21 protein-coding genes are annotated in these 21,010 nt (G+C 67.3%); 11 read left to right on the top strand and 10 right to left on the bottom strand.

All coding sequences use genetic code 11. The annotated features are described in order from the left end of the window. Positions 1-846 precede the first annotated feature (846 nt). The gene (locus ACWC5O_RS43555) at positions 847-1,020 is read right to left on the bottom strand and encodes a hypothetical protein (RefSeq protein WP_450592111.1); all 174 of its coding nucleotides are present in this window, start codon (positions 1,018-1,020) and stop codon (positions 847-849) included. A gap of 897 nt (positions 1,021-1,917) precedes the next feature. On the opposite strand from ACWC5O_RS43555, the gene ACWC5O_RS43550 reads away from it, so the two are divergent. Beyond that, complete coding sequence (locus ACWC5O_RS43550; protein WP_450592113.1) at positions 1,918-2,157, top strand: hypothetical protein; 240 nt, start codon at positions 1,918-1,920, stop codon at positions 2,155-2,157. A gap of 94 nt (positions 2,158-2,251) precedes the next feature. Here the strand turns inward: ACWC5O_RS43550 and ACWC5O_RS43545 are convergent, their stop codons facing one another. Next, the gene (locus ACWC5O_RS43545) at positions 2,252-2,455 is read right to left on the bottom strand and encodes a cold-shock protein (protein ID WP_381659069.1); all 204 of its coding nucleotides are present in this window, start codon (positions 2,453-2,455) and stop codon (positions 2,252-2,254) included. Positions 2,456-2,717: 262 nt separating this feature from the next. Here ACWC5O_RS43545 and ACWC5O_RS43540 point away from each other — a divergent pair, with 262 nt between their 5' ends. Continuing rightward, positions 2,718-3,530 (top strand): hypothetical protein, encoded by an 813-nt coding sequence (locus tag ACWC5O_RS43540; RefSeq protein ID WP_450592114.1) that lies wholly within the window; start codon positions 2,718-2,720, stop codon positions 3,528-3,530. 102 nt (positions 3,531-3,632) lie between these two features. On the opposite strand, the gene ACWC5O_RS43535 is transcribed toward ACWC5O_RS43540, so the two are convergent. The 4 genes from ACWC5O_RS43535 to ACWC5O_RS43520 all read right to left on the bottom strand — a co-directional run bounded on the left by ACWC5O_RS43535 (position 3,633) and on the right by ACWC5O_RS43520 (position 6,322). Continuing rightward, positions 3,633-4,154 carry a transglycosylase SLT domain-containing protein gene (locus ACWC5O_RS43535; protein ID WP_450592115.1) on the bottom strand — a complete coding sequence of 174 codons (522 nt, stop codon included), beginning with the start codon at positions 4,152-4,154 and terminating at the stop codon, positions 3,633-3,635. Positions 4,155-5,131: 977 nt separating this feature from the next. After that, a complete protein-coding gene (locus tag ACWC5O_RS43530) occupies positions 5,132-5,425 on the bottom strand; it encodes a ribosomal protein L7/L12 (protein WP_450592116.1) in 294 nt (97 codons plus the stop codon). 16 nt (positions 5,426-5,441) lie between these two features. After that, the gene (locus ACWC5O_RS43525) at positions 5,442-5,804 is read right to left on the bottom strand and encodes a transposase (protein ID WP_450592117.1); all 363 of its coding nucleotides are present in this window, start codon (positions 5,802-5,804) and stop codon (positions 5,442-5,444) included. After that, positions 5,801-6,322: a hypothetical protein gene (locus ACWC5O_RS43520; RefSeq protein ID WP_450592118.1), complete on the bottom strand. Its 522-nt coding sequence runs from the start codon at positions 6,320-6,322 to the stop codon at positions 5,801-5,803. The genes ACWC5O_RS43525 and ACWC5O_RS43520 overlap by 4 nt, the downstream gene beginning before the upstream one ends. Before the next feature lie 238 nt (positions 6,323-6,560). Here ACWC5O_RS43520 and ACWC5O_RS43515 point away from each other — a divergent pair, with 238 nt between their 5' ends. Next, complete coding sequence (locus tag ACWC5O_RS43515) at positions 6,561-6,947, top strand: hypothetical protein (protein ID WP_450592119.1); 387 nt, start codon at positions 6,561-6,563, stop codon at positions 6,945-6,947. A gap of 225 nt (positions 6,948-7,172) precedes the next feature. Further along, positions 7,173-7,469 carry a hypothetical protein gene (locus tag ACWC5O_RS43510; protein ID WP_450592120.1) on the top strand — a complete coding sequence of 99 codons (297 nt, stop codon included), beginning with the start codon at positions 7,173-7,175 and terminating at the stop codon, positions 7,467-7,469. Between the two features lie 408 nt (positions 7,470-7,877). On the opposite strand, the gene ACWC5O_RS43505 is transcribed toward ACWC5O_RS43510, so the two are convergent. Then, on the bottom strand, positions 7,878-9,143 hold the full coding sequence (locus ACWC5O_RS43505; RefSeq protein WP_450781263.1) for an ISL3 family transposase: 1,266 nt from the start codon (positions 9,141-9,143) through the stop codon (positions 7,878-7,880). Between the two features lie 1,306 nt (positions 9,144-10,449). Here ACWC5O_RS43505 and ACWC5O_RS43500 point away from each other — a divergent pair. From ACWC5O_RS43500 to ACWC5O_RS43485, 4 genes are all read left to right on the top strand, one after another. Further along, positions 10,450-11,415 (top strand): phytoene/squalene synthase family protein, encoded by a 966-nt coding sequence (locus ACWC5O_RS43500; RefSeq protein ID WP_450592121.1) that lies wholly within the window; start codon positions 10,450-10,452, stop codon positions 11,413-11,415. 512 nt (positions 11,416-11,927) lie between these two features. Then, entirely contained in the window at positions 11,928-12,368 is a 441-nt protein-coding gene (locus ACWC5O_RS43495; protein WP_450781261.1) for a serine hydrolase, read from the top strand. A gap of 323 nt (positions 12,369-12,691) precedes the next feature. Next, on the top strand, positions 12,692-13,108 hold the full coding sequence (locus ACWC5O_RS43490) for a hypothetical protein (RefSeq protein ID WP_450592122.1): 417 nt from the start codon (positions 12,692-12,694) through the stop codon (positions 13,106-13,108). 1,029 nt (positions 13,109-14,137) lie between these two features. Then, positions 14,138-14,671 carry a GNAT family N-acetyltransferase gene (locus tag ACWC5O_RS43485; protein ID WP_450592124.1) on the top strand — a complete coding sequence of 178 codons (534 nt, stop codon included), beginning with the start codon at positions 14,138-14,140 and terminating at the stop codon, positions 14,669-14,671. Positions 14,672-15,021: 350 nt separating this feature from the next. Here the strand turns inward: ACWC5O_RS43485 and ACWC5O_RS43480 are convergent, their stop codons facing one another. Next, positions 15,022-15,711, bottom strand: coding sequence for an HAD family hydrolase (locus tag ACWC5O_RS43480; RefSeq protein WP_450592133.1), 690 nt, complete (start codon positions 15,709-15,711; stop codon positions 15,022-15,024). A 461-nt stretch (positions 15,712-16,172) separates the two neighbouring features. Here ACWC5O_RS43480 and istA point away from each other — a divergent pair, with 461 nt between their 5' ends. Beyond that, positions 16,173-17,444 (top strand): IS21 family transposase, encoded by a 1,272-nt coding sequence (istA, locus tag ACWC5O_RS43475; RefSeq protein ID WP_450592125.1) that lies wholly within the window; start codon positions 16,173-16,175, stop codon positions 17,442-17,444. A 183-nt stretch (positions 17,445-17,627) separates the two neighbouring features. Then, positions 17,628-17,864 (top strand): hypothetical protein, encoded by a 237-nt coding sequence (locus ACWC5O_RS43470; RefSeq protein WP_450592126.1) that lies wholly within the window; start codon positions 17,628-17,630, stop codon positions 17,862-17,864. Positions 17,865-18,390: 526 nt separating this feature from the next. Here ACWC5O_RS43470 and ACWC5O_RS43465 read toward each other — a convergent pair. Next, positions 18,391-18,612, bottom strand: a complete 222-nt coding sequence (locus ACWC5O_RS43465) for a hypothetical protein (protein ID WP_450592127.1) — start codon at positions 18,610-18,612, stop codon at positions 18,391-18,393. After that, entirely contained in the window at positions 18,609-19,115 is a 507-nt protein-coding gene (locus ACWC5O_RS43460; protein ID WP_450592128.1) for a hypothetical protein, read from the bottom strand. The genes ACWC5O_RS43465 and ACWC5O_RS43460 overlap by 4 nt, the downstream gene beginning before the upstream one ends. Before the next feature lie 763 nt (positions 19,116-19,878). Between ACWC5O_RS43460 and ACWC5O_RS43455 the strand changes: the two genes are divergently transcribed. Further along, a complete protein-coding gene (locus ACWC5O_RS43455) occupies positions 19,879-20,667 on the top strand; it encodes an undecaprenyl diphosphate synthase family protein (RefSeq protein ID WP_450781259.1) in 789 nt (262 codons plus the stop codon). Positions 20,668-21,010: the final 343 nt, after the last annotated feature.

Here is a 21,010-nt window from a genome sequence, read left to right as displayed (position 1 = left end):
CCGCTACGACAAGCGTGGCTACGTATACCTCGGCACAGCAACCGCCGCAGCCCTCACCATCTGGCTTCGCACGTGATCGCCCGGACAACTCCTAGGCGTTGATTGCCACCGCGGAACTCAAGTGGGACTGTTCCGGCTCGAAAGGCGCCCGAAGCCCGTGAGGGCTTGGCAGCGGGGCCGAGGAAGGTGCAGCCGGCCATACGGCCGTCGCGGGCCCGACGGTGTGAGGTCGCAGTAGTGGCGTCGTTGAACGGCGTGAGTCCAAACACCGGATCATGGGGACGTCACCACTGAGCGCCCGGGTCCCGTGGCGTGCCCGGATCCGGTGAGGCCAGATCGGAGGCCCATGCAAGGGCTTCGGCATCCGCCACGGTCACCATGCTCTGCCCAGTTCACCGCACCGACTGCCTGGCAGAGCCGGCTCGGCAGCGCATGCCGGGGCCCATGACCTGTGGACACAACGACGGTGCCCGATCTCCCTCGCCGGGCGCCACCAAGGCCAGGAGGACCTGGCACATCGGCACGGCAAGCGCACGTCTCGCCACCTGGACCTCTGATCGAAGGCAGTACGTGAACGGTCCCAGGCGCAGCGGAGCCGGCCGGGTCGACATGTTGCAGCCGACCGTGTCTGAAGGCGGTCCCGCACGGCGTGCGAACGGAGCGCGGGACCGCGCCAAGACCCGCTGTCCTGTCAGAGTCGGGCAGGAGGGGTAGGCATGACGGTCACCAGGTCTGGTCAGCTCGGACTTGATCACCAGAGTTCCAGAAGTGGAAGAGGTGTCCTCACACACTGATGTATGTGCGAACACCTCTGCGCTCCGGCGACCGCGCCACTTCGAGCGCTGCTCAGCCCGCTGCCATGCCCAGCAACGGACTGAAGTCCGTGGTCCGGCCAACCTCTCTCATAATCCGTGCGGCTGCAGCGTTCACCTCAGCCGGTATGTCACCGCGTTCCGCCACCAGCCTGTCGTAGATCGGCGCATCGCTGCGTGTCGGCCAGATGCCGTCCTGCTGGTTCACTGCTGTATCCCTTCCCCGTTGATCCAAACGGGTAGCGAGTGTACGGGCAGACGGCATGCACGGTTTTCCAGCAGCAGGGATCCAGCCGTCTGGTGGGACAGCCGCGTTAGAGCGGCCTTACCGCTTGGGATGACATCGCTGCGGGAAGAAGACCCCTGCTCAAGTGGCAGGCGGCTAACGGATAGTGGACCGGCGCACCCGCCCCACCACCTACGAACGGACGGCTCTGCGTGACGACCGCGTGCAGCGAATCCTCCACCCCAGCGTCACCTACGAAGGAGACGGCCTCGGACGGTCGATCACTAGTCAACGCCACAACTGGACGGAGTTTTCCCAGGACCAGCAGTAACTGACCAAGTTCGGCCTGACACCCACTCTGGTCCGCGACGCCGCGTCCGGCGCGATCGGAGTCGGCCTGATCGGCCGTCAACTGCACATCTGGAACGCTTCCTGACCCGGCTCCAGCCGGCAGCCGGAGCCGCGCCGTAGCCGGGCTTCAGCCCGCTGGAGCCGCTCTCCGACCAGTCCTCGCAGGAGTACTCCCCCCGCTTGCGCCACTCCTCGAAGGTCGACGGACCGTGCTCGTGCGGGTAGCCGCTGTCGTGGCGCGCGTCGCAGAGGTGCGCCTCTGCGCCAGGTACGTATGCTGCGCGACCGCGGACAGGAACCCAGTTACGCCGGGGCCCGGGCCAGCGTCCACAGCGGGGAGCATGTCTCGTGGGTGTCGGCATGCCCGGCGACTCTAGACGGTGTCCTCTCGTCGCGGTACGGGCGACGGATCTTCCCTGCTTCCCTACCGACGACTGACGGCAACGGCGTTTCAGGGCCGGCCACGGTCACGAGCAGGATCCGACCGACGCGGACTTGTGCCCCGAACTCGCTGCCACCGAAGGCCTGTTGGACAGCAATACGGAACCCACGGCGTGCGCGCCAACCAGCGCGCTGGGCACGAAGTACTACGGCCTGGTCTGGTGGCACAGCCGCACGCACGCCCTGTCCTTCCCCTATGACAAGGAGTTCGTCGTGCGCTGGCCGCTGGCCGACGATGACGTGGTGTGCGTTTCCGATATCACCCAGACTCCGGCCGTCATGCCGTCATGCCGTCATGCCGTCATGCCGTCATGCCTTGACCCGTAGCGGGGTCGGCTCCCGGCGGTCGGCGGCGCTACCCCAAAGGTGCGGATACGGCTGCAGGTCCCGCAGTAGTTCCGGGACCTGCAGCCGCACGAGGTCAGGCGGGGGTGATGTTCTCCGCCTGCGGGCCCTTCTGGCCCTGGCCGACGTCGAACGTCACCTTCTGGCCCTCCTGGAGCTCGCGGAAGCCGGAGGCGTTGATGTTGGAGTAGTGCGCGAAGACGTCCGGCCCGCCGCCGTCCTGGGAGATGAAGCCGAAACCCTTTTCGGCGTTGAACCACTTGACGGTTCCGCTGGCCATGCTGAGCCCTCCGGTCGATATCGGACCCGCACCGCGCGGGCCCGAAGGTGATGTTTTGGTCCCTCGTTGCACAGCAAACCGCCCACGCCGGAGCGCGGGCGGTCACTGCGAACCACGACATCTGACAGCGACGCTACACGGCGAAACCGGCCATCACCAGAGAGCAACAGGCAAGATCGGGACGCAACGCTCGGCGAGTCGCCCTGTAGGCAGGATGTCGGACGTCCGGCGGGGCTGTCGGTGATCGATGGGCGATGTGTCGGTGGCCGCTGAGACCGTGGACCACGAGCTGCCCCGAGGAGCGGCCGCGTCCCGCCCCCACTGCAAGGGAGCCCAGCCGCCGTGTCGTCCATCTCCTCCCCTGACCTGGAATGTCCGCCGGCTTCCGCGTGCCGATGGCCGCGTCCTCCTGGTCACCGGCGGCAACGCCGGCATCGGGTACTTCGTCGCGGAGCAGCACTGGCTCATGCCTTTGCTGACGGCCGCGTCGGCGGCCCGCGTCGTGACCATGGGCAGCTTCGCTGCGAAGTCCGAGCGGATCGACCTTGCCGACCTGCAGTCCCGGAAGGACTACCAGCCCAAGCGCGCCTACGGCCGCTCCAAGCTGGCTCAGATGCACTTCGGCCTCGAACTCGACCGCCTCCTACGCGCCGGCCGCGGTACGGTCACGAGCCTTGTGGTCCATCCAGGCGATGCACTGGACTCCCTCACCCCGTCACGGCCGCCGGTCCATGTACGGACCTCGGGTGCGCGGCTGCGCGCGGCGCCGGCCGCCCTCCTCCTGCAGGGGAAGCATGCCGGCGCGTGGCCCGCGGTGCGTGCGGTGCTCGACCCTGATGTGCGCGGAGGACACCTGTGGGGCCCGCTCCTCCTCGGCCTGCGCGGCAAGCCCCGACAGGAACCGGTGTGGAACCATCTCACCGACGCCTGGACCGCTGCGCGGTTGCGGGAGGCGAGCTGCAAGTTGACCGGTGTCGGCCTCGGCGCATTTCCGGGACAGCCTCACAGCAGGCACACGGCGTCCGGGGCGTTCGAGACTGCGAAGGCGTCGATGACGGCTCCCCCGCCGCTATGACGTTGGTGACGGCGCGCCGTGGCCCGGCTTCCACCGTGGCCGAACCGAATCCCTGTCCACTGTGCTGGATGCGCACGCCTCGCGGCGCTGCTATCCGTGGTGTCAGTACGCGGAGTTGACGTTGTCGATGGAACCGTAGCGGTGCGCAGCATAGTTGGCGGCCGCGGTGATGTTCGCCACCGGGTCGGTGACGCTGTGAGCGGTGCCGGCGACGTGGTAGGCGTTGAAGGTGGGGTCGATCACCTGCAGGAGCCCCTTGGACGGGGTGCCCTTCTGCGCGTTGACGTCCCAGTTGTTCTGGGCGTTGGGATTGCCGCCCGACTCACGCATGATGTTGCGGCGCAGGCCCTCGTAGCTGCCCGGGATGCCCTTCGCCTTCATGATCGCCAGAGACCGCTTGATCCAGCCGTCGAGGTTCCCCGCGCTGCCAGTGGTGCCCTTGGGTTCGGCATGGCTGTCGCGGGAAGGAGCCGCGATGCCGTGGGCTGCCTGCGGCGCCTCCGCGGCCTGCGCGGAAGCCGGCATCAGCGTAAGAGCAGCGGCCGCGGCGCCGGTGGTGGCGAGGCCGGTCAGGGCGAGAGTACGCAGGCGGGCAAGGCGGCGGGTGGCGGTGATCGCGGTCATGAGAAAGGGACTCTCCTGTGAGACGCCTTAGAGGCGCCGGCCGGTGTCGGTCGCGGCCTGTAGGGCGTCGGGGCGAGGCCCCGTGCTGCACAGCGGGAACGGGCAGGCCTGGCAGTGAACGCCCGGTCGGCCTCGCGGCTCCCGGCAACGAGAAACATGATTAGCGACGGCCAGAAACAGGCGCAAGAATGTGACGTACTACCCAACTACGGAGTAATGTCCTAAATAAGCATTTCGGCGGGTTTCTTACCTGCTCACAGCGAAGCCGTCCTACGATCCCGGATAGGACGTGACGTCGGTCCTATGGGTGGCGTCACGCCCCAGCCCCCATCCCCCCGGCAAGAACAGGCCACAGCCCGACCGCCCCACAACCCACCACAGGCCCCACAACGATTCAGCCCGGGCGCCACCGAAGCCCAAGGTCGACCTCCACGCGGCGATCCGCCGCGACGCCAGGACCTACATGTCCCCGCGCACCGTCATGCCGAAGCACGGCAGCGCAAGCGATCGACCCCGCACAACCAACACGGGGCCCGGACCAGACGTCCGGAACTCTGAAATACCCCGCAATTCCCCCCGGCCCAGCAGCTGCTGCGCGCGCTGCAACACCTCCGCGCGACCACAGCAGACGAGACCGGCCCGGTCGACCTGGGCACCATCGACGGCAGAACCTGGCGACTGGAGCCCGCCCCCCATACCAGGGCGGCTGCCGCGTGCCAGCCGACGGCACCGCGGTCGGCGCCATCGCCCTCATCCGCCGCCGCAAGACCGACACCCCCCAGTGGACGGGAGCCACCGGCGGCGGACCCTCGACCGGGGCCCGTCCCACAGCGGCCGGGACACCGCCACCCTCGCCATGATCGAGGCGGAGAACGCCTGGACGCCGCTGCCCGCCCTGGACCATGAGGCCTATCTGTGTCGACGATCACGTAATTCGGCTCTGTCGGGGATCTTGTGACGATCAGGGCGCCGGGATCCTACTGGCTCGCTTCGGCATGAGCGCTGGCACCGGCTGCGCGGAGTTCGGCCACCATGGCGGTGGCGACTTCTTCCGGCACGTTCTCGAGGATGCTCGTCGGCAGCTTGCCGAGGAGGGACTTGCAGTGCCACAAGCTCAACCCGGTCTGCCTGTGCAGTAGTTTCACGATCTCGATCACTCGGGGGCCAGAGTCAGTCAGGACTACTGTGTGCGGCAGGTCGTCGCAGACCAGCAAGAACGATTCGCTCACCGTGTCCGATCCCTCTATCAGCCCGCAGATGGCCTGCAGCATATGACGAGGTCAGCGATCACGTCGTGAGGAGGATGCGTCTGCGGAGCAGATCAAGGTTGGCTCGCCCGTAGCCCATGCGCTTGAGGAGCTTGGCTCTGGTCACGTGGCCTTCGACCTGGCCGGAGCTCCAGTGCGTGGACAGGCCGGCGGTGACGGCGTCCAGGTCTCGCTTCATGCCGTTGACCAGGGAGTGCAGGGCGGGCAGGTCGTCGGCGAGGACGCGGTCCATCCATGCGGGCAGTTCCTCGCCTCGCAGATTGCGCATCATGTCGGCGAAGTCGCGGACGTGTCGTGCGGTGGCGTCGAGGTGTGGGCAGGCGGACCGGATCTCTTTGAGCTCGGCCGCGTCGGTCTCGGCGAGGTGTCCGGGGCTGGTCATGATCCAGCGGACGACGCGCCGGGGTTTCGGGGCGGGCCGCAGCTCGGGAGCAGGCGCGGGCGGGCTCTTCGGCTTGGGATCTGGGCCTCCGAGCCCGGCTCGACGTTCTCCCGCAGCACTGTGACCTTGGACCGGGCCGCCTCCTCGGGCAGGTTCTCGTGCACCCAGCGGCGGAACGTCGACAACGACACCTTCAACTTGCCCTCGTCCCGCAGCCGTTGATGGATCGTGGTGACCGTCGTGGTCTCCAGCAGGCTCTTGACGTAGTCGCGGTGCGGCTCGATCTCTCCCCACCGCACCTGGTTCAGCTTCCGGCTGGCCAACTCCGGGAACCAGCTCTTGAGCAGCTTGGCCCAGTCCGACTCGCTCATGGGCGGCCCGCCCGGGGTGATCCCGGCCGCCTCCGCCGGCGCCAGGTACTTCCTGATCGTCTTGCGGTCCACCCCCAGCGAGGCGGACACCTGGCTCTTGGACCGGCCCGCGTACCAGTGCACGTAGATCTCGACGGTGTCGACCACGGTGAACGTTCTCCTTGCCATCCGGTGCGTCCGTCGACCTCTCGGCTCGCAGGTCAAGGGACCGCGAAGGCTCCGAGAGGCCAGGACCCTCAACCCGGGCACCGGCATGCCCATGGGGAAACCGACCGATTCGCAAGAAATAGCTAACTATCGCCTAGACCACTTGAAACAGGGAACATCAGGCCAGTTCGAGCGCGGTCAGCGGCACCACCCACGGTCAGCGTCCCGGTGGGGAATCGTGACCGCGGGGGTGGGGAATTGGATGACGCTGATCATGCAGATCGTGGGGAATTCTCTGACCGCCGACACTATCTGCGCATCCCGGCCGAGCTGCGGGGCGGCCGACCGGGCCGAACTGATGCGCGGACGGCTCGCCGGAGTCCAGCCCAGCGCCTACCGCCAGCAACTCCACGCCGCGCTCACCCAGGTAGGGCGCACCACCGGCCGGATCTGCGGCCACCACCTGACGGTCCTGCTGGACGCCGCCCGCAAGGAACTCGGCGCACCCGGCAGCGGGGCCGCACAGCGGCTGTACGACGTGATCCAGGAGATCCGCACCGTGTTGATGAGGATCTCTGAAAACGGCTCTGGCCGCAGTTCCGTGAAAGATCTTGGAGCGGCATGACCTGGCAACGGAGCGAGGAGAAAATCCCGGCCTCCACACCTCCGCGCGACTACTGTCCTGCTGGTAGATCGTCCGACCGACGAGGGGGCTGAGTCGTGCTGACCACTACGCACCCCCCGTAGGTACCTCTGGAAAGCCCAGAGGGCCCTACGAAGGCTCTCGATGTCCCGAACCGTCCGCACAACTCCCAGGCAACTCCGCGTCCAAGACGTGGCTTCGGAGTCCATGTCCCTGTACGACCTGCGCTACACGCACGCTGAACTGGCCCAGGCCGCCCGCGAAGGCCGTCGACCTGCCCCTACGAAGACGCTGCACCGGATCACCTCCTGGCAGTGGATGGTGCTCTATTGCAGAAAGGGCTCGTTCTCTGCCGAGATCGCTACGGCTGAAAGCCGGGCCCGGCTCCAGGGTCGACTCGAAGCCCAGCGGATCCGCGGACTGCATCACGCCGGACACGATCTTGACGACGCAGATATCCCCCCGGTCCGCCACCGTCACGGCGGGCTCTGGAATGCTTGGTAGAAACGAAGCGCCCAGGACTGACCGGCACGTGCGAGCACATGAAGTGCCTATGGCGGGTCAGCCAAAGGGCTTGCGGCTCCCTGTCCTTGTACCTGATCGCCGTCAGGCCGCTCACGGGCTGTGGACAGAGCCCTGAAAACGGTTCTGTCCGCAGTTCCGTGAGGGCCTGCGACCCTCATGCCGAGTGCTGATGCTTGTGCAGGGCTGTGCTAGCCCGGAAGCGGATTCGTCCGCAGCGGTCCTTGTCTTCGTCCGTTGCGTCTTCGGCGCAACGGCAGTGCTGCGCCAGCCAGCGCAAGTCCTCCGGGTCGAGCCATAGAGCGATACGACCCTGTGCGGCTTCGGCTTGTGGATCCGTGGGCTGTGGCGACTTCATGGGTCATGACTGTATGCCCGGCTCTCGGCACCTCATGGCTGGGTGAGGACCCGGGTGCGGAGGAGTTCGAACGAGGCTCGGCCGTACATAGCTCGCTTCAGTGTTTTCACCCGATTTACATGCCCTTCGACGACGCCAGAGCTCCAGGGCAAGGTCAGGCCAGCGGTCACTGCGTCGAGGTCCTGGCGGAGGAAGCCGGCGAAGCCCTTCATCGGCTTCGGTGCGTCCTGCTCGGCCTGCCGGATCCACTCCAGCAGCAGGTATCCGCGCTGGTAGCGGACCATGTCGGCGAACGCCCGAGCGAGATCGCAGGCCCGGGTGATGTCCGGGCAGGCGAGACGGGCTTGTAGAAGTCGCTCGTCCTGGCTTTCGGTAAGCGTCTCGCAGGGCCGCATGATCCACGAGGTGATCTTGCGGGGGCTCGGGATGTCGGCCCGGATCGGCTCGGCGGTGCCCACGCGGAGGGCGGCGAGATGTTTGCGGACGACCTGGCGGCTGCCGCGGTAGCCGCGAGCCTGGATCTCCAGGAACAGTCGGGTGCCGCTGACCTGGCCCTGAGCTTCGGTGAAGCGGGTATTGAGGTATGCCTTGAACGGCTCCAGGACGCCGTTGGGGCGACGCTCGCGGGCAGAGGTCAGCAGTTCGTCGAGGTCGGTGTCGCGGAAGCGGCGCACGGTCTTGCGGTCGAGGCCGAGGCGGCGGGCGATGGCGCTGATCGTCCAGCGTTTTTCCAGCAGGCGGTGGATGTCCTCGTAACGGTGGCGGGTGCGTTCGATGATCTGGGTGCGGGGCAGTTCCGCGGGCGGTAACAGTATCGGTGGCGGCTCCGGCACCTCGGTCACGGGCTCCTCCCCGGCATGTTTGCGCAGGCAGTCGCGGTGCTGATGGCAGGTCTTTTCCACCGCGGAGGACAGGTTCTGAAGCAGATGCCACCGGTCGGCCACTTCCAGGGCGTCCGGGGCGGCTTCCCTGACCGCCTTGGTGTAGGCGGTGGCCCGGTCCCGGCAGATGATCTCGGCGCCCGGATGCTCGGTCAGCCAGGCCGCGAATGTCTCGGAGGTGCGATCGGGCAGCACGTCCACGACCCGGCCGGCCTCGACGTCGACCAGCACGGTGCCGTAGGTGCAGCCCTTGCGGAAGGCGAACTCATCTACCCCCACCACCCGCGGCGCACGGTCCGGAACCGCTGGCGCTGCCAGCAGCCTGAGTAACCGGGTCCGGTCCGCAGCCATCCGCAGGCGGCGGCACAACCGTGCGGCCGGACGGCCCCGAGCTCGATCGCGATCGACCGCAGCCAGCCTGTCAGGCCAGTGCTGGAGCGGCGGTGTCGCTCGGACAGACCCGGCACCTGCTCGACGAATGTCTTGCGGGAACAGCGCTTCCGGTCACAGAGGTACCGGCGGACCCGCAGCCGGACCATGACCCTGCGAGACGCCAACGGCCTCTCGTCCAGGGCTCGTTGGTACGTGCTGTGTACGCGCCTCGCCAGTTTCCAGCAGTCCGGACACCGGCCCGGCCAAAACGGTGGACACCGCCTCCACCACGAGGACGTCAGAGGAGTGGCTGACGCGCTCCACTCGCACATCGATCCCGGGGAACAGCACAGCCTCGACCGTCTTGCTCGCCATGCCGGGACATACTCTGCCGAAACGGTCCCTCGCTCACATTGCTGACCTGGGGATTCACGAAACTGCGGACAGAGCCGTTTTCAGAGATCCTCATCAGTGTTCGTCATCGGAAAGGACACCCGCCTCTGACGCCAGTGCCTCGTCGGCTGCTTCGACAGTTGTCCGCGACCAGAGCGGATCGCTGAAGTGGTCCGTCTGTCTCCCGGCGTCCGACGCGACATCCGGGACGGACTGCACGCGGCAGACGACCCGCTTCTCGACAGCGCCTCCGGCCAGGCGGCACTCCTGGTGGTCTGTGCCGAACTCCTCCAATCCGCGGCCCCTGGCGACCAACCCGACCTGACACCCCAACTCTGGGCCCATGCCGACGAATCCGCGGCCGCTTGGCCATCGCGGCGTACACCTGATCTCACACACCGGCCTCGCCCCCAGCACCAATCGATTGGGGATCGCTGTTGGCTCAACCAGCTATAAACTCCCGCTGCACTTGCTCCACATCAGGGGGTTCTCCTTTGCGCCTACGTCTTGCTGCCCCGGCCCTTGCTGTCGCCCTGGCCGGCGTCTTCGGCGCACCGACCGCTTCGGCGGCGACACCGCCGTCCACCAGCACGGCCCACCACTGCATGCACCACGCCACTGGGGTGGGCGACTGGACGCACCGTCAAAGGCCGAAGGACAAGGACGAGACGGCGAAGTGCAAGGACGCCTCCCTGCCGTACTCTCGGCACTCGCAGCACTCACAGCACTCGCAAGGCCTCTGTTCGCACCACCACGCCGTGAGGTACTGGTTCGAGTAGATCCGCTCAAGGCAGGTCGTCTCCCCCGCTCCCCGAGAAGGCAACCGGCCTGAACTCACCACCGGCCCGAGACCCATGACCTCCTGGACCTCCAGGAAAACAGCCCCGGTCAGCGGGGCGACGCGCTCATCGCGAGCCTGCTGCGCACGGCCCGTGCGCCTGACCACTGACTGCGCCGCATGAGCAAGGAACCAGCCACCACGCGAGGAGATCGTTCATTGTCCCGATGGTCCGCCGCCCTGACCCAGGCCGGCATCAGCGATCAGGGAATGCGGCGCGCCTATGACGTCCAGCGCAAGCTCGTACGGAGCTACCGCCGTGAGGAGTACTTTGCGGCTCGCCTACTGCTCCCGGCCGAACTTCGCCCATACATCCTGGCCGCAGTTGCCTTCATGCACGAAACGGACCGCCGAATCGACCTCGGAGACGTCAGTGCTCGCCACGAGGCTCTTCACTCCTGGAACGGTCAGGTGAGGGCGATCCTGGACGGCACGAAAACCGAGCAGGACACACTCCGGGCCCTGCAAGACACGGTGCGCCGCCATCCGCAGATGGCAGAGCGGGTGCGCGACTTCCTCGACGGAACTCCCGTCGAGGCCGCCTGGCGAGGTTTCGAGAGCGAGGCCGAGTTGCAGACTTACGTGGACCGCTACTCGATGCCGGCCCTGATGCTCACGGCCTGCCTCATAGGCCCCCTCCCAGGGGCTGCACAGCACGAGGCGTTCGAGAGGGGGTGCCGCCAGCTCATCGAGGCGATGCAGCGCACCGACTTCCTGGCCGACTTGCCCGAGGACCTGGAGCAGGGGCACATCGGCATTCCCCGGGACGAGCTTCTGCGTCATGGTCTGGACGTTGAGGACCTTCGTGAACGGCCCGAGGCGTGCGTGCCTGCGTTGGAAAGGGTGGTGAACGCCCAAGCGGCTCTTGCTGATCGAGTGTTCTCGCAGGCACGGGAGCTGCCCGCACTCGTGGAGCCGCAGTATCGCCCGTTCCTGCGCGCCCTGATGGCCGTCCAAAGACTGCGCCTTCAGGCGGTCAAGACCGCCGGCGGATCTGTCCTTGAGAGCGGGGCGAGCCCAGCCGCTTCAACGACTCTGAAGATCCTTTGGCAGGAGCATCGGGCGTTCAGGAAGCATCAGCGTTGAAATCCTAGAAGCAGTGCGCGGACCCGTGCGCTCGCTGACCCTCAGGGCACCGGTCGTGCAGTGGAACGCTGGGGTGGGGAGCCGTCTTGTCAGTCCATCCCCACAACAGTGCGGAGAACGCGCATCACGCCTCGCCGCCCCTTCTCCGGCAGGGACCGACCGGTGTCCCGAACCCGCGCAAGTCGGCATCCTCGTCCCCGAGGCGTCTGTGCCGCCAAGGTTGTTCACGTAAACGGCGCGGGTCACCCGAAGCCGGGAGCAGGGAGAGGTGCCCGGAGTGGTTGATCGGGGACCAGCGAGCACGCCTCAAGGTCGGGCCTCACAAGGCCCAAGCAGGTTGAATCCTGCCCTCTCGTACAGCGCGCCGAGCGCCCCCTTCGGACACCTCGTCAGGGCCCTGGCCACTCCCCCGGTCCTGACCTCAACAGGCCAAGCCGGCTTCAGGCACCGTCGCATCGCCGCGCTGGCCGGAGACCGGCCTCCCCGACGACTACTCCAGCACCGGCTACGTCCTGCTCGGCCTGATCATCCAGAAGGCGACCGGTCAACCCACCCACCAGGAGATCGAAGACCGCATCCTGCGCCCGCTCGGCCTCGACCAGACCCGGTGGATGAGCGCCTCGCCCACCCTGCCCCGGCCGCACGCCGAGGCGTATCAGTTCTTCGGCCCCAGTTCCCGGGTGGACGTCACCGACCAGATACCGGTGGGCTACGAGAACCTCTCATGGGTCACGACCACACGCGACCAGAACGGCTTCCTCCGGGCGCTGCTTTCGGGCCGTCTGCTGCCGGCGCGGCAGCTGGCCGAGATGAAGCAGACCGTCCCCGTCAGCGGAGGTCCAACAGCTTTGGCCCGGCGGCCGATACGGGCTCGGACTCGTCGAACGTCCCAAGAGCTGCGGAGGCACCTACTGGAGTCGCGAGGGCGGGGACGGCGGGTACATAAACCTTAACGCCGTCACCGACGACAGCAGGCGAAGCGCCGCAGTATCCATGTCCGAGGCCCGCGGCGACACCCCGGAGCACGTCCTGGCCCAGGAGAAGGCGGCCAGCACCCTGACCGACCACGCACTGTGCGCCGGGGGTTCCAGCACCCTGTGAGCCGAGACGTCGCACCCGGACCCCGACACCTGGGCCAAGCCCGCCGAGTAGCGCGATTTTCCAACCAGCGGCACGGCGGATTCCGCACTGTTGTGCGTCAAGTGCGTTGCCTTAGTGTTCCGACGCCAGTCGCCACCATTGATAGGGAGGGGACATCTTGCGCAGCCTCAGGCGAATGACCGCGACCGCCGCAGCCACCCTGACTCTCGCCGCCGCAGGCCTTATCGGGACAGCTGCCGGAGCCCGCGCAGCCACTACCGACTACGCGTGCCGCAGCTCGGACGTGTATGCCGACGGCCTGTACGTGCACACCTGCATCAACTGGTACACGGGCCAGAGCAACCCCACTTGGGGCACAGCTAGCACCTACGGCAGCAACAACACCTCCATCACCCTGTGCGTTCACCTGCTCAACCAAAATCTGCAAGAGGTGGCCGGCTCGAAGAAGTGCAGCACGGTTGCGGGACCGTCCGGGTTTGTTCGGGGCCCGTCGGTGAATCAGCCCTGCGACGGTACGAACTACTACGCCGAGTCGTGGTTCACCTCGCCGACCTACTACTACGGCGGCATGGGTCCTGGCGTCGTGTGTTGAGCGTGGAGAAGTTGAGGTGACGTGACACCCTGACGCGAGTCGAGGCAGCGGACACAGTGAGCCTTCGCATCCTCGAACGTGCTGGTCGGAGCCTCTGGCGTGGCGCTCGGCCGGAATGCTCGTGCTGGTCGCGGCGGGTGTCTGCGGTCTTGATCGTCCGGCACCGGCTGGGTCCGAGATCGGTCAGGACGAGCAGGGCAGGCAGGAAGGCGACGAGGCGGCGGGGTCGGTGCGGAGCTTGGTGAGGATCCGCCAGGCCTTCATGTTCGCGAAGCCGTGTTCGACCGGTGCGCGTCCGGCGGCCAGGACGCGGTTGGCCTGCTTCTGCCCCGGGGCTCCGGCTCGGCCGAGCCACGGAGATCCAGATCAGGTTGCCCTTCTCGTGGGTCAGCGCGAGGACGTGCAGGCCGTCGCGGTGGTGCTTGCCGGAGCAGTTGGGCCGGTTCGCCTTCCCGGTGCAGCGCTGGGTGGAGCTCAGGGTGCCGTCGATCAGCACCACCGCCCCGCCCCGCCGGGCCATCTGGTGAAGCGCCCGGGTCGGGGCTTCGGCGTTGGAGGCTCTGCCGCGGAACCAACCAACAAGACAAACGCACCGCACCAGCATCAGGAATTACAGGGGGAGGCACGGTCCTTCTCGGTCGTCCTTTCCTCGGCCAGACCGTATTTCGGGGCGCCGGACCGGGACACGGTTCCGCGGAGGGGGGCCGACCGGGTGACGGTGCGTGTCGGCTCGGCGCACGTGCGGAAGTCGGACGTCTTGCTTACGCCGGCGTCGCAGAGCTCCGCTCTGATCGTCTGGCCTCAGAACGCAGCAGCGCCATCTGCCACTGAGACCATCGCGCCGACCATGGCCGGGTGGTCGGCAATTCAGTCGGCCCGGGTGACGGGCACGGTCTCAGGCGGAAGTCCTGACCGGTGCGCCTTCCTGACCCGACTTGAGCGATGGGACCTCTTCGGCCTTCCAGGACGGCCCCATGCTGCCGGAACTCGTGGTGAGAGCCATGGGGAAGCAACGGGCAAGATGGGACCATGACCGAGATCCACACTCCCCGTCTCCTCCTGCGCCGCTGGCTGGATGACGACCTCGTCCCCATGTCCGAGATCCACGCCGACCCGCACGTGATGCGGTGGGTCGGCGACGGTACGCCGCGCTCCTTCGACGAGACCTCCCAGGACATCGAGGCCTGGGAGGAGGAGTGGGACGAGGAGGGCTTCGGGATCTTCGCTGTCGAACTCCTCGGATCCGGGGAGCTGGCGGGAGCAGTCGGCCTGTACCTCGCCGACTCCCCGCCCGCCGTCGCGGACCAGGTGGCGATCGGCTGGCGCCTCGGTCGTCAGTACTGGGGGCAGGGCTACGCGTCGGAGGCGGCCCAGGCCACCCTTGAGTTCGCCCTCCAGGACCGCGGTCTGGACCGGGTCGTCGCCGTGTGCCGCACCAGCGACACCGCGTCCGCGAACGTGCTGGACAAACTCGGCATGCGTGCGACGGGCACGGCACAAGACCCGGAGACGGGCCACGACCTACGGGTGTACGGGATCGATCTCACGGAGTACGAGGCCTGACTCAGCCAGCGGTGGTCACCGTAGTCGTCGCCCCATGAGGCAGCCCGACGCATGGGCGGCCACGGCGTAACACTGCCTCTGTCTGTAAGCACTTCTTTGGGCACCAGCGCACCAGCGTTTCGGGGCTCCACTGACGTACCAAGTCGATCTGGCTCCACCGGTATGACCAGACAGTTCAGGCCCGGGTCAGGAGGGCCTGTGCATCGCATCTTGCGGCGTGATCGGATAGGGGATGACTTCGTTCCGGACTGGTAAGCGGGTACGTTTGCGCGATATCGAGCCCGAGGACTGGACGGCGTTCGGTCGCCGGGCCCTCAACATCGCGCCGAAAGTCGCCTCGGTCGGGCACGTCAGAGGAGCTGGAGCACCTCGGCCAGCGCGCCGGGACGCTGGTCAACGGGCAAGGGATCGACTAGGTGGACCCGGCACCCCAGCGTGGCAGCGCCGACGTCCGCAACAGGCTCGTCTCCCACCATGAGTGCATCGCCGGGCGCCACTCCGAGCTTGTCGCACGCCATCTGGAAGATCCGGGGATCGGGCTTCTTCACCCCGCACTCGAAGGAGAGGAAGTAGGCGTCCACGAGGTCATCGACACCGTGGTCGCGGAAGACAGGGCGCATGTCCCAGCCGATGTTGCTGACGACAGCGACCGGGATGCCTCGCCCGCGCAGGGCGCGGAGGGTTTCCTCGGTGTCAGGATAAGGCAGCCATGCCCCGGACACTTGGGAACGTTCATACAGGGCCTCGGCCAGGTCAGCCGCAGGCAGCTTCGCTTCCCGGGTAAGGGCTGTGAAGGCAGCCCGGTGTCGTTCGGCGGTCAGATCGCGCTCCCGCCACAGTGCCTCCAGATGGGGCGGCACTTTGCGCGGAGGAACCCCTCCGGGTTGAGCCCCGAACTCTTCCAGCTGGCTGACGCACGCGTCGAGTTCACCCTCGGGCACGTCCAGACCGGCCTTCGTTGCCACCGCGCGCAGCCACTGCGCGGCCGATTCGATCCGGAAGAGGGTCCCGGAGAAGTCGAACATCACACCCTTGATCATGCCGCCGATCCTGGCGGCGCCGACGAGCCGGCCGCAAGCCCAAGCGATCAAGATCTGCAACCCGAGCAATCCACCAACGTCCTCAGACCCTTGATGTCCGAATCAACTGAGGAACAAGATCCACGCTGGTCGATTCAGGAATCGCCATCACGATGAGCGAACTCGAGTGAATGCTGGGCCTCCGGAGCAGAGTGAGGCTGCGGCAGCTTACCGACGACGTGCCCTTTTTGGAGTGAATGCGCTACTCCGTCCGCCCGGCGACGGCAGGGTTTGTGCGTCGATCACGGTCATGTCGGAGGCCGTGTGGCTTGATCACGGTCGTGTCGGGAGGCTGGGATGGGTTTGTCGCGGACGGAGCTGTTCGCTGCGATCCGGAGGGACAAGCGTCTTGATCCGGAACTGTCGCAGCGGGTTCTGGCGGAGAAGTACGGAGTGCATCGCCGAACGGTGAGGCAGGCCCTTTGTCTGCTGTTCCGCCGCCTCGGAAGAAGCCAGCACCGCGGGCCACGGTCCTGGACCCGGCCAAGCCGTGGATCGACGCGATGCTGCGGGAAGACGCGAGTGCGCCGCGCAAACAGAAACACACGGCCCGCCGGATCCATCAGCGTCTTGCCCAGGAGTACGACTTCGACCTGGTGTCCTACTCCACGGTCTGCGACTACGTGCTGGCCAGGCGCCCACAGATCGAGGCCGAGATGCTGGAGGGCCGCCGGCACCTGACGGGCATGGTCCCGCAGGTCCACCTGCCCGGTGGGGAAGCCGAGGTCGATTTCGCCGACGTCTGGGTCCGCCCGGCGGGCGAGGTCGTCAAGTGCCACCTGTTCACGCTGCGGATGTCGTACTCCGGCAAGGCCGTCCACCGCGTCTATGCCTCGCAAGCCCAGGAGTCCTTCATGGAAGGGCACGTCGAGGCGTTCAACGTCCTGGGCGGAGTGCCGACCAAGCACATCCGCTACGACAACCTCAAGCCGGCGGTCAACCGCATCTGCACCGGCCGCAGCCGCATCGAGTCCGAGCGATGGGTGTCCTTCCGGGCCCACTACGGCTTCGATGCCTTCTACTGCATTCCCGGCGAGAACGGCGCCCACGAGAAGGGCGGGGTCGAGCACGAGGGCGGCCGATTCCGCCGCACCCACCTGGTCCCGGTTCCCGAGGTTGCCACGCTGGAAGAGCTGAACGCGAAGATCGCCGAGATCGACGCGGCAGAGGACGAACGGATCCTCGCGGGCAGGCTGACCACCGTCGGCTTCAACTTCTACACCGAGGCCGACCAACTGGCGCCGCTGCCGTTCGAGGAGTTCGAGTGCGGCATCACCATGACGCCGAAGGTCGACCGCAGCAGCCGGATCACCGTTCGGCAGTGCCACTACTCAGTGCCGGCCCGCTTCATCGGCCAGAACGTGCGGGTGCTGCTGCGGGGCAACGAACTCCTCGTCTTCGAACGGTGGGAGCTCACCGCCCGGCACCCGAGGCTGACCCGCCGGGGCGACTTCCGTGACGAACTCGACCACCACCTGGAGATTCTCCTGGCCAAGCCCGGGGCGTCCAGCCGCCGCGGTCACCGGGCGGTCCGCGACCTGAGTCGAGCCGGGTCGGTAACCCTCCACGCACCTGTCGGGGGCGCGCTGGCGGAGGTCCACCGAGGCTTCAAAACTACCGTCAACACCCCCCACCCCGGCCAGCGGAACCACCCAATCGAAGTGGGGCCAAATCACCTTGCTACAGGGGCGTGAATCACACCGCCACACGCCCCTGCGACCCTCCACTGGGCCAAAACAACTCCGTGCACTGGAGCCAAAACAAGTGCTTACAGACTCGCCCGCGCACGGACGTTGCTCCCCGAGCCCCTGTGCCTGCTCGTGGAACACACGCGTGAACCGTGCACGCAGGCGAACCTCGACGGGAGGGTCACGCGGATGCGCAAGGACCGGATGCTGCTGACCGGGGACGCCGCGTTCGTCGTGCGGCCTCACACGGCGGCCAGTGCGGAGAAGGCAGCCGCCGACGCCATCTGCCTCTTCACGGCACTTCAGCAACTCTCTTCCCTGGATGCTGCCTTGGCGGCATGGGAGAAGAACCGTCTCGCCGAAGGAACGGCCCTCTACCGGCACGGCGTCGGCCTCGGACAACGGCTCGGTCTCAACGGTCCTTAAGCCGACGACGCCTCAGGATCGCCTCTACCCCGGGCGAGAGTCGTCGAGGGCCCGGTCGCGCCACTGTCGTTCCTCCTCCGCCCTGAGGCACATCCACGAGGAATCGGGGCGGCGCCGGAAGGTGCCTCGTCCGCCGGCGCCTGCCACACCGCGCCCATCACGAGTGCGCTGTCGGCGCGGCGGGCTTCCAGGATGCCTCGGCGAGTGCGGCGAGGCTGGCGATGGACCTGCGCACCCCGACGACGACCCGGCCGGTCACGCGTCGGCCTCCGTCTTCTGCATGGCCGGGCGCCGGGAGTTGTGTTCAAGGCGGTGCGCGGGAGTGAGCCAGAACCGAGGGCTCCGCGGCGTCCGTGCGGAGCGAGAGGCCCCTGGCTGCTGAGGACGCCGAGGAGGACGAGGACGGCCCCGGCGCGGCCTGGCCACCCGCTACGAGAAGACCACCACCGTCTTGCGAGGCGGACTCACGCCGCCGGCATCTTCGTCTGGTCCGCCCGCTGATCCGAAGGAAAGGACCTGACAGGTGTCAGTTCCAGGGTTCCTGGTAGGGGTTTTCGCCCAGCGCCTGCGCGGCAGCCGCGCAGAGATCTTCGCCGTAGAGCTGGTTGCTGCCGAATTCGGAGCCCCAGAGTTCGGACGCGGCCTGGGCCACGGCGCGCCAGCTGAAGTCCTCATCGACTCGCCACGTGCGAATCTGCACGGCCATCTCCGCCGTGATCGTCGCCGGATCCACAAGGTTGTGTGTCATTCCACTGACCCTAGGATGCCGTCCGCGGTCTCGTTGGAGAATGCCACCGTCATCAGGGACGTCATGATGAAGGCGCCGACGAACAGGGTGCACTGCTGGCGGCTCACCTCGATCGGAAGGTACTCGATGGCCTCCGAGGCGGTGAAGTCACGGACGGTGTCCTCCAGCTCGGCCACCAGTTCCTCGGGGACGTCGTCCTCGGGCGTGGCCCGGTAGGCCTCTTCCACCGCGGCTGCGGCGGTCGTGAGCTGGGCCTGACTGAGGGTGCGGAGCCCCTCCACCGTGCTTATCAGCTGGGACAGGCCGGTGGCGAAGCCGGCCGTGGAGAGTTCCCGGGTCATCTGCTGCTGGACATCCGCGAACGAGAGCAAGACCCTCGACATGCTGGCCAGGATGGTGTCGGCCTGCACCTGGGCGAGCACCTGCTGGAACCGGGTAAGGGCCGGGGAGACGGCGCGCCACTGCTGCAGCGACATCTCGGGCGTCTGGGGTGTGGTCGCCATGCCGGTCACCCTGCCACAGCGCGGTCGGGCCGGGAGATGGGGTCTGCAAGCCGCGAGCCGTGCGCACCGTCTGACACGCCGCAGGGGAACGGGGGAACGTCCCGCGTGATCTGCGAGCTCGCGGAGACGAACCGCGTCTACACCCTGGTGGCCGACGCCCAGCACTGAAGAGGCAGTCTCGGACCGCAGCCCCGAACATCACGCAGGGCTACACGCCGCTCGGCCGTAGCCATACGAGAACAGGGCCTCCCCCGGCCGCGCGGCGAGACCCTCACCATCCGGTGGCACCCGCGGTCGCTGGCCGGCTGGAAGACCGGATACCTCAACACCTTGACCGCAGGTCTGCGACGTCCTCGAAGTTTATCTAGGGCTATTTGACCATCAGTGCAGGTCAGCTCCTTGATCTCCGTTAAGGCACGTTAGGCACGTATCTGAGGAAGTGTCACGGTCGTAACGCTTCCTGGACGCCAGTGCGAAACGCTCCGACCGAAACGATTCGCACGCCGCTCGAAGGACATGGGCGTCTTGGGCCGTCGGCCGAACGGGCATCCTGCTCCGAGTTGGGGTGACGTTAACGAGCCTGGGACCAGCCGCCATAAACGCTGGCACCAGGCTCGTTAGCCCGACGGTGCTGTGAGTAGCAAGAGAACGCCGTCTGGAGACTGCGCTCGGAGGACTCCGGGTCGGTACGGGAGGTCACTCCTGGTCCGGCACGCGGCTGAGGCGTGTGCTTCGATGCGCCGGGCGTGCTACGTGGCGGGGCATGCGCGCATGGCGAAGATTCGAGAGTCAACGTCGGTCCGCTGAGCTGGGCGGTCTGCGCTTCCTGATCGTCCATAGGTGGATGTTCGCCAGGGAGGAGAAGACACTGGGACAAGCCTCTCCGCGGCCGCGACGGCTGTCGGCTACTCCCGATCCCAACTCACGCCAAGGCACAGTACCGCAGCACGTCGCCGTCATCCTGGATGGCAACCGACGCTGGGCGATTCAGCGTGCGCGTCCAGTCGCCGATGCGTATGTCCAAGGGGCTTTGCGCGTGCAGGAACTCGTGGCTTGGTGTGACGAGGCGCGCGTACGGTTCGTGACGGTCTGGGCACTGTCCCGCGACAACCTGAACCGGCCCCCGCAATCCCTCGACAAGATCCTGTCAGCGATCACCACCGGACTAGCGACGATGGCGCGCGCGGGGCGCTGGCGTATCCGGCTCATCGGGGCCTGGCGCCAGCTGCCCGCGGCCCCGGCGACGGCGGTGACCGAAACCTCACGCCTGCACGACCGGATCATGGAAGCCTTCCTCGCACTCACCGAGAAGTGCGAGGCCCGAGGCGAACCACTGGCCCGCTGGGCACAGTTCATGCGCGGAGCAGTCATCGGCAACATCACGTTCCATGCCCGGATCGCCCGCTACCGGTGGCCTCCGGACGGGCTCCCCGTCCTGACGCGCCTCCCGCGCGTGGACAGGGGTATGACGCCCGTCCCAGACCCGATCCAATGGTGGTGGCACGAGGCCGCCCTCCCGATAACAACGGGACCGGGCAACCCGACCCGGTAGCCCGACTGGCGCTTCGGGAGCCCACGCCGTCTCGACGGCGCCGCCGGAGTCAGCTGCCCACTGCCGGGGCCCCATGCGGGGGTGACGCGAACAAGCCTGGTCCGCGTCAGCGCAGCAGCGACGAGCGCGGGGAGGTGGCGAGCCAGCGCTCGTAGTCGGCCCCGGGCTCCTACGCTCGCTTGTGGCGGCTGGTGACACGTGCGTTAACGGCCCGTCAGCCGAGCTGCCCTGCCGAGCCTCACGACGGCGGGTCTGCTGCAGGTTTGGGTGACAGGTTCAGTCACGCGGCCTGGAGGGCCGGTGTGGTCATGACGGTCTCGAATTCGACGGGGGTGAGTCGGCC

The organism is Streptomyces sp. NPDC001450, assembly GCF_053597295.1.
Note: the sequence above shows the minus strand (reverse complement) of the source record. Positions and strands in the feature narration are given on the sequence as shown.

What these genes read in the sequence shown, in the direction of transcription:
- ACWC5O_RS43545 (WP_381659069.1), bottom strand. Translation starts at nt 2,455, where the DNA reads ATGGCCAGCGGAACCGTCAAGTGGTTCAACGCCGAAAAGGGTTTCGGC.
- ACWC5O_RS43535 (WP_450592115.1), bottom strand. Translation starts at nt 4,154, where the DNA reads ATGACCGCGATCACCGCCACCCGCCGCCTTGCCCGCCTGCGTACTCTC.
- ACWC5O_RS43530 (WP_450592116.1), bottom strand. Translation starts at nt 5,425, where the DNA reads ATGCTGCAGGCCATCTGCGGGCTGATAGAGGGATCGGACACGGTGAGC.
- ACWC5O_RS43525 (WP_450592117.1), bottom strand. Translation starts at nt 5,804, where the DNA reads ATGACCAGCCCCGGACACCTCGCCGAGACCGACGCGGCCGAGCTCAAA.
- ACWC5O_RS43510 (WP_450592120.1), top strand. Translation starts at nt 7,173, where the DNA reads ATGTCCCTGTACGACCTGCGCTACACGCACGCTGAACTGGCCCAGGCC.
- ACWC5O_RS43500 (WP_450592121.1), top strand. Translation starts at nt 10,450, where the DNA reads ATGAGCAAGGAACCAGCCACCACGCGAGGAGATCGTTCATTGTCCCGA.
- ACWC5O_RS43490 (WP_450592122.1), top strand. Translation starts at nt 12,692, where the DNA reads ATGACCGCGACCGCCGCAGCCACCCTGACTCTCGCCGCCGCAGGCCTT.
- ACWC5O_RS43485 (WP_450592124.1), top strand. Translation starts at nt 14,138, where the DNA reads ATGACCGAGATCCACACTCCCCGTCTCCTCCTGCGCCGCTGGCTGGAT.
- ACWC5O_RS43480 (WP_450592133.1), bottom strand. Translation starts at nt 15,711, where the DNA reads ATGATCAAGGGTGTGATGTTCGACTTCTCCGGGACCCTCTTCCGGATC.
- ACWC5O_RS43470 (WP_450592126.1), top strand. Translation starts at nt 17,628, where the DNA reads ATGCGCAAGGACCGGATGCTGCTGACCGGGGACGCCGCGTTCGTCGTG.
- ACWC5O_RS43465 (WP_450592127.1), bottom strand. Translation starts at nt 18,612, where the DNA reads ATGACACACAACCTTGTGGATCCGGCGACGATCACGGCGGAGATGGCC.
- ACWC5O_RS43460 (WP_450592128.1), bottom strand. Translation starts at nt 19,115, where the DNA reads ATGGCGACCACACCCCAGACGCCCGAGATGTCGCTGCAGCAGTGGCGC.
- ACWC5O_RS43455 (WP_450781259.1), top strand. Translation starts at nt 19,879, where the DNA reads ATGCGCGCATGGCGAAGATTCGAGAGTCAACGTCGGTCCGCTGAGCTG.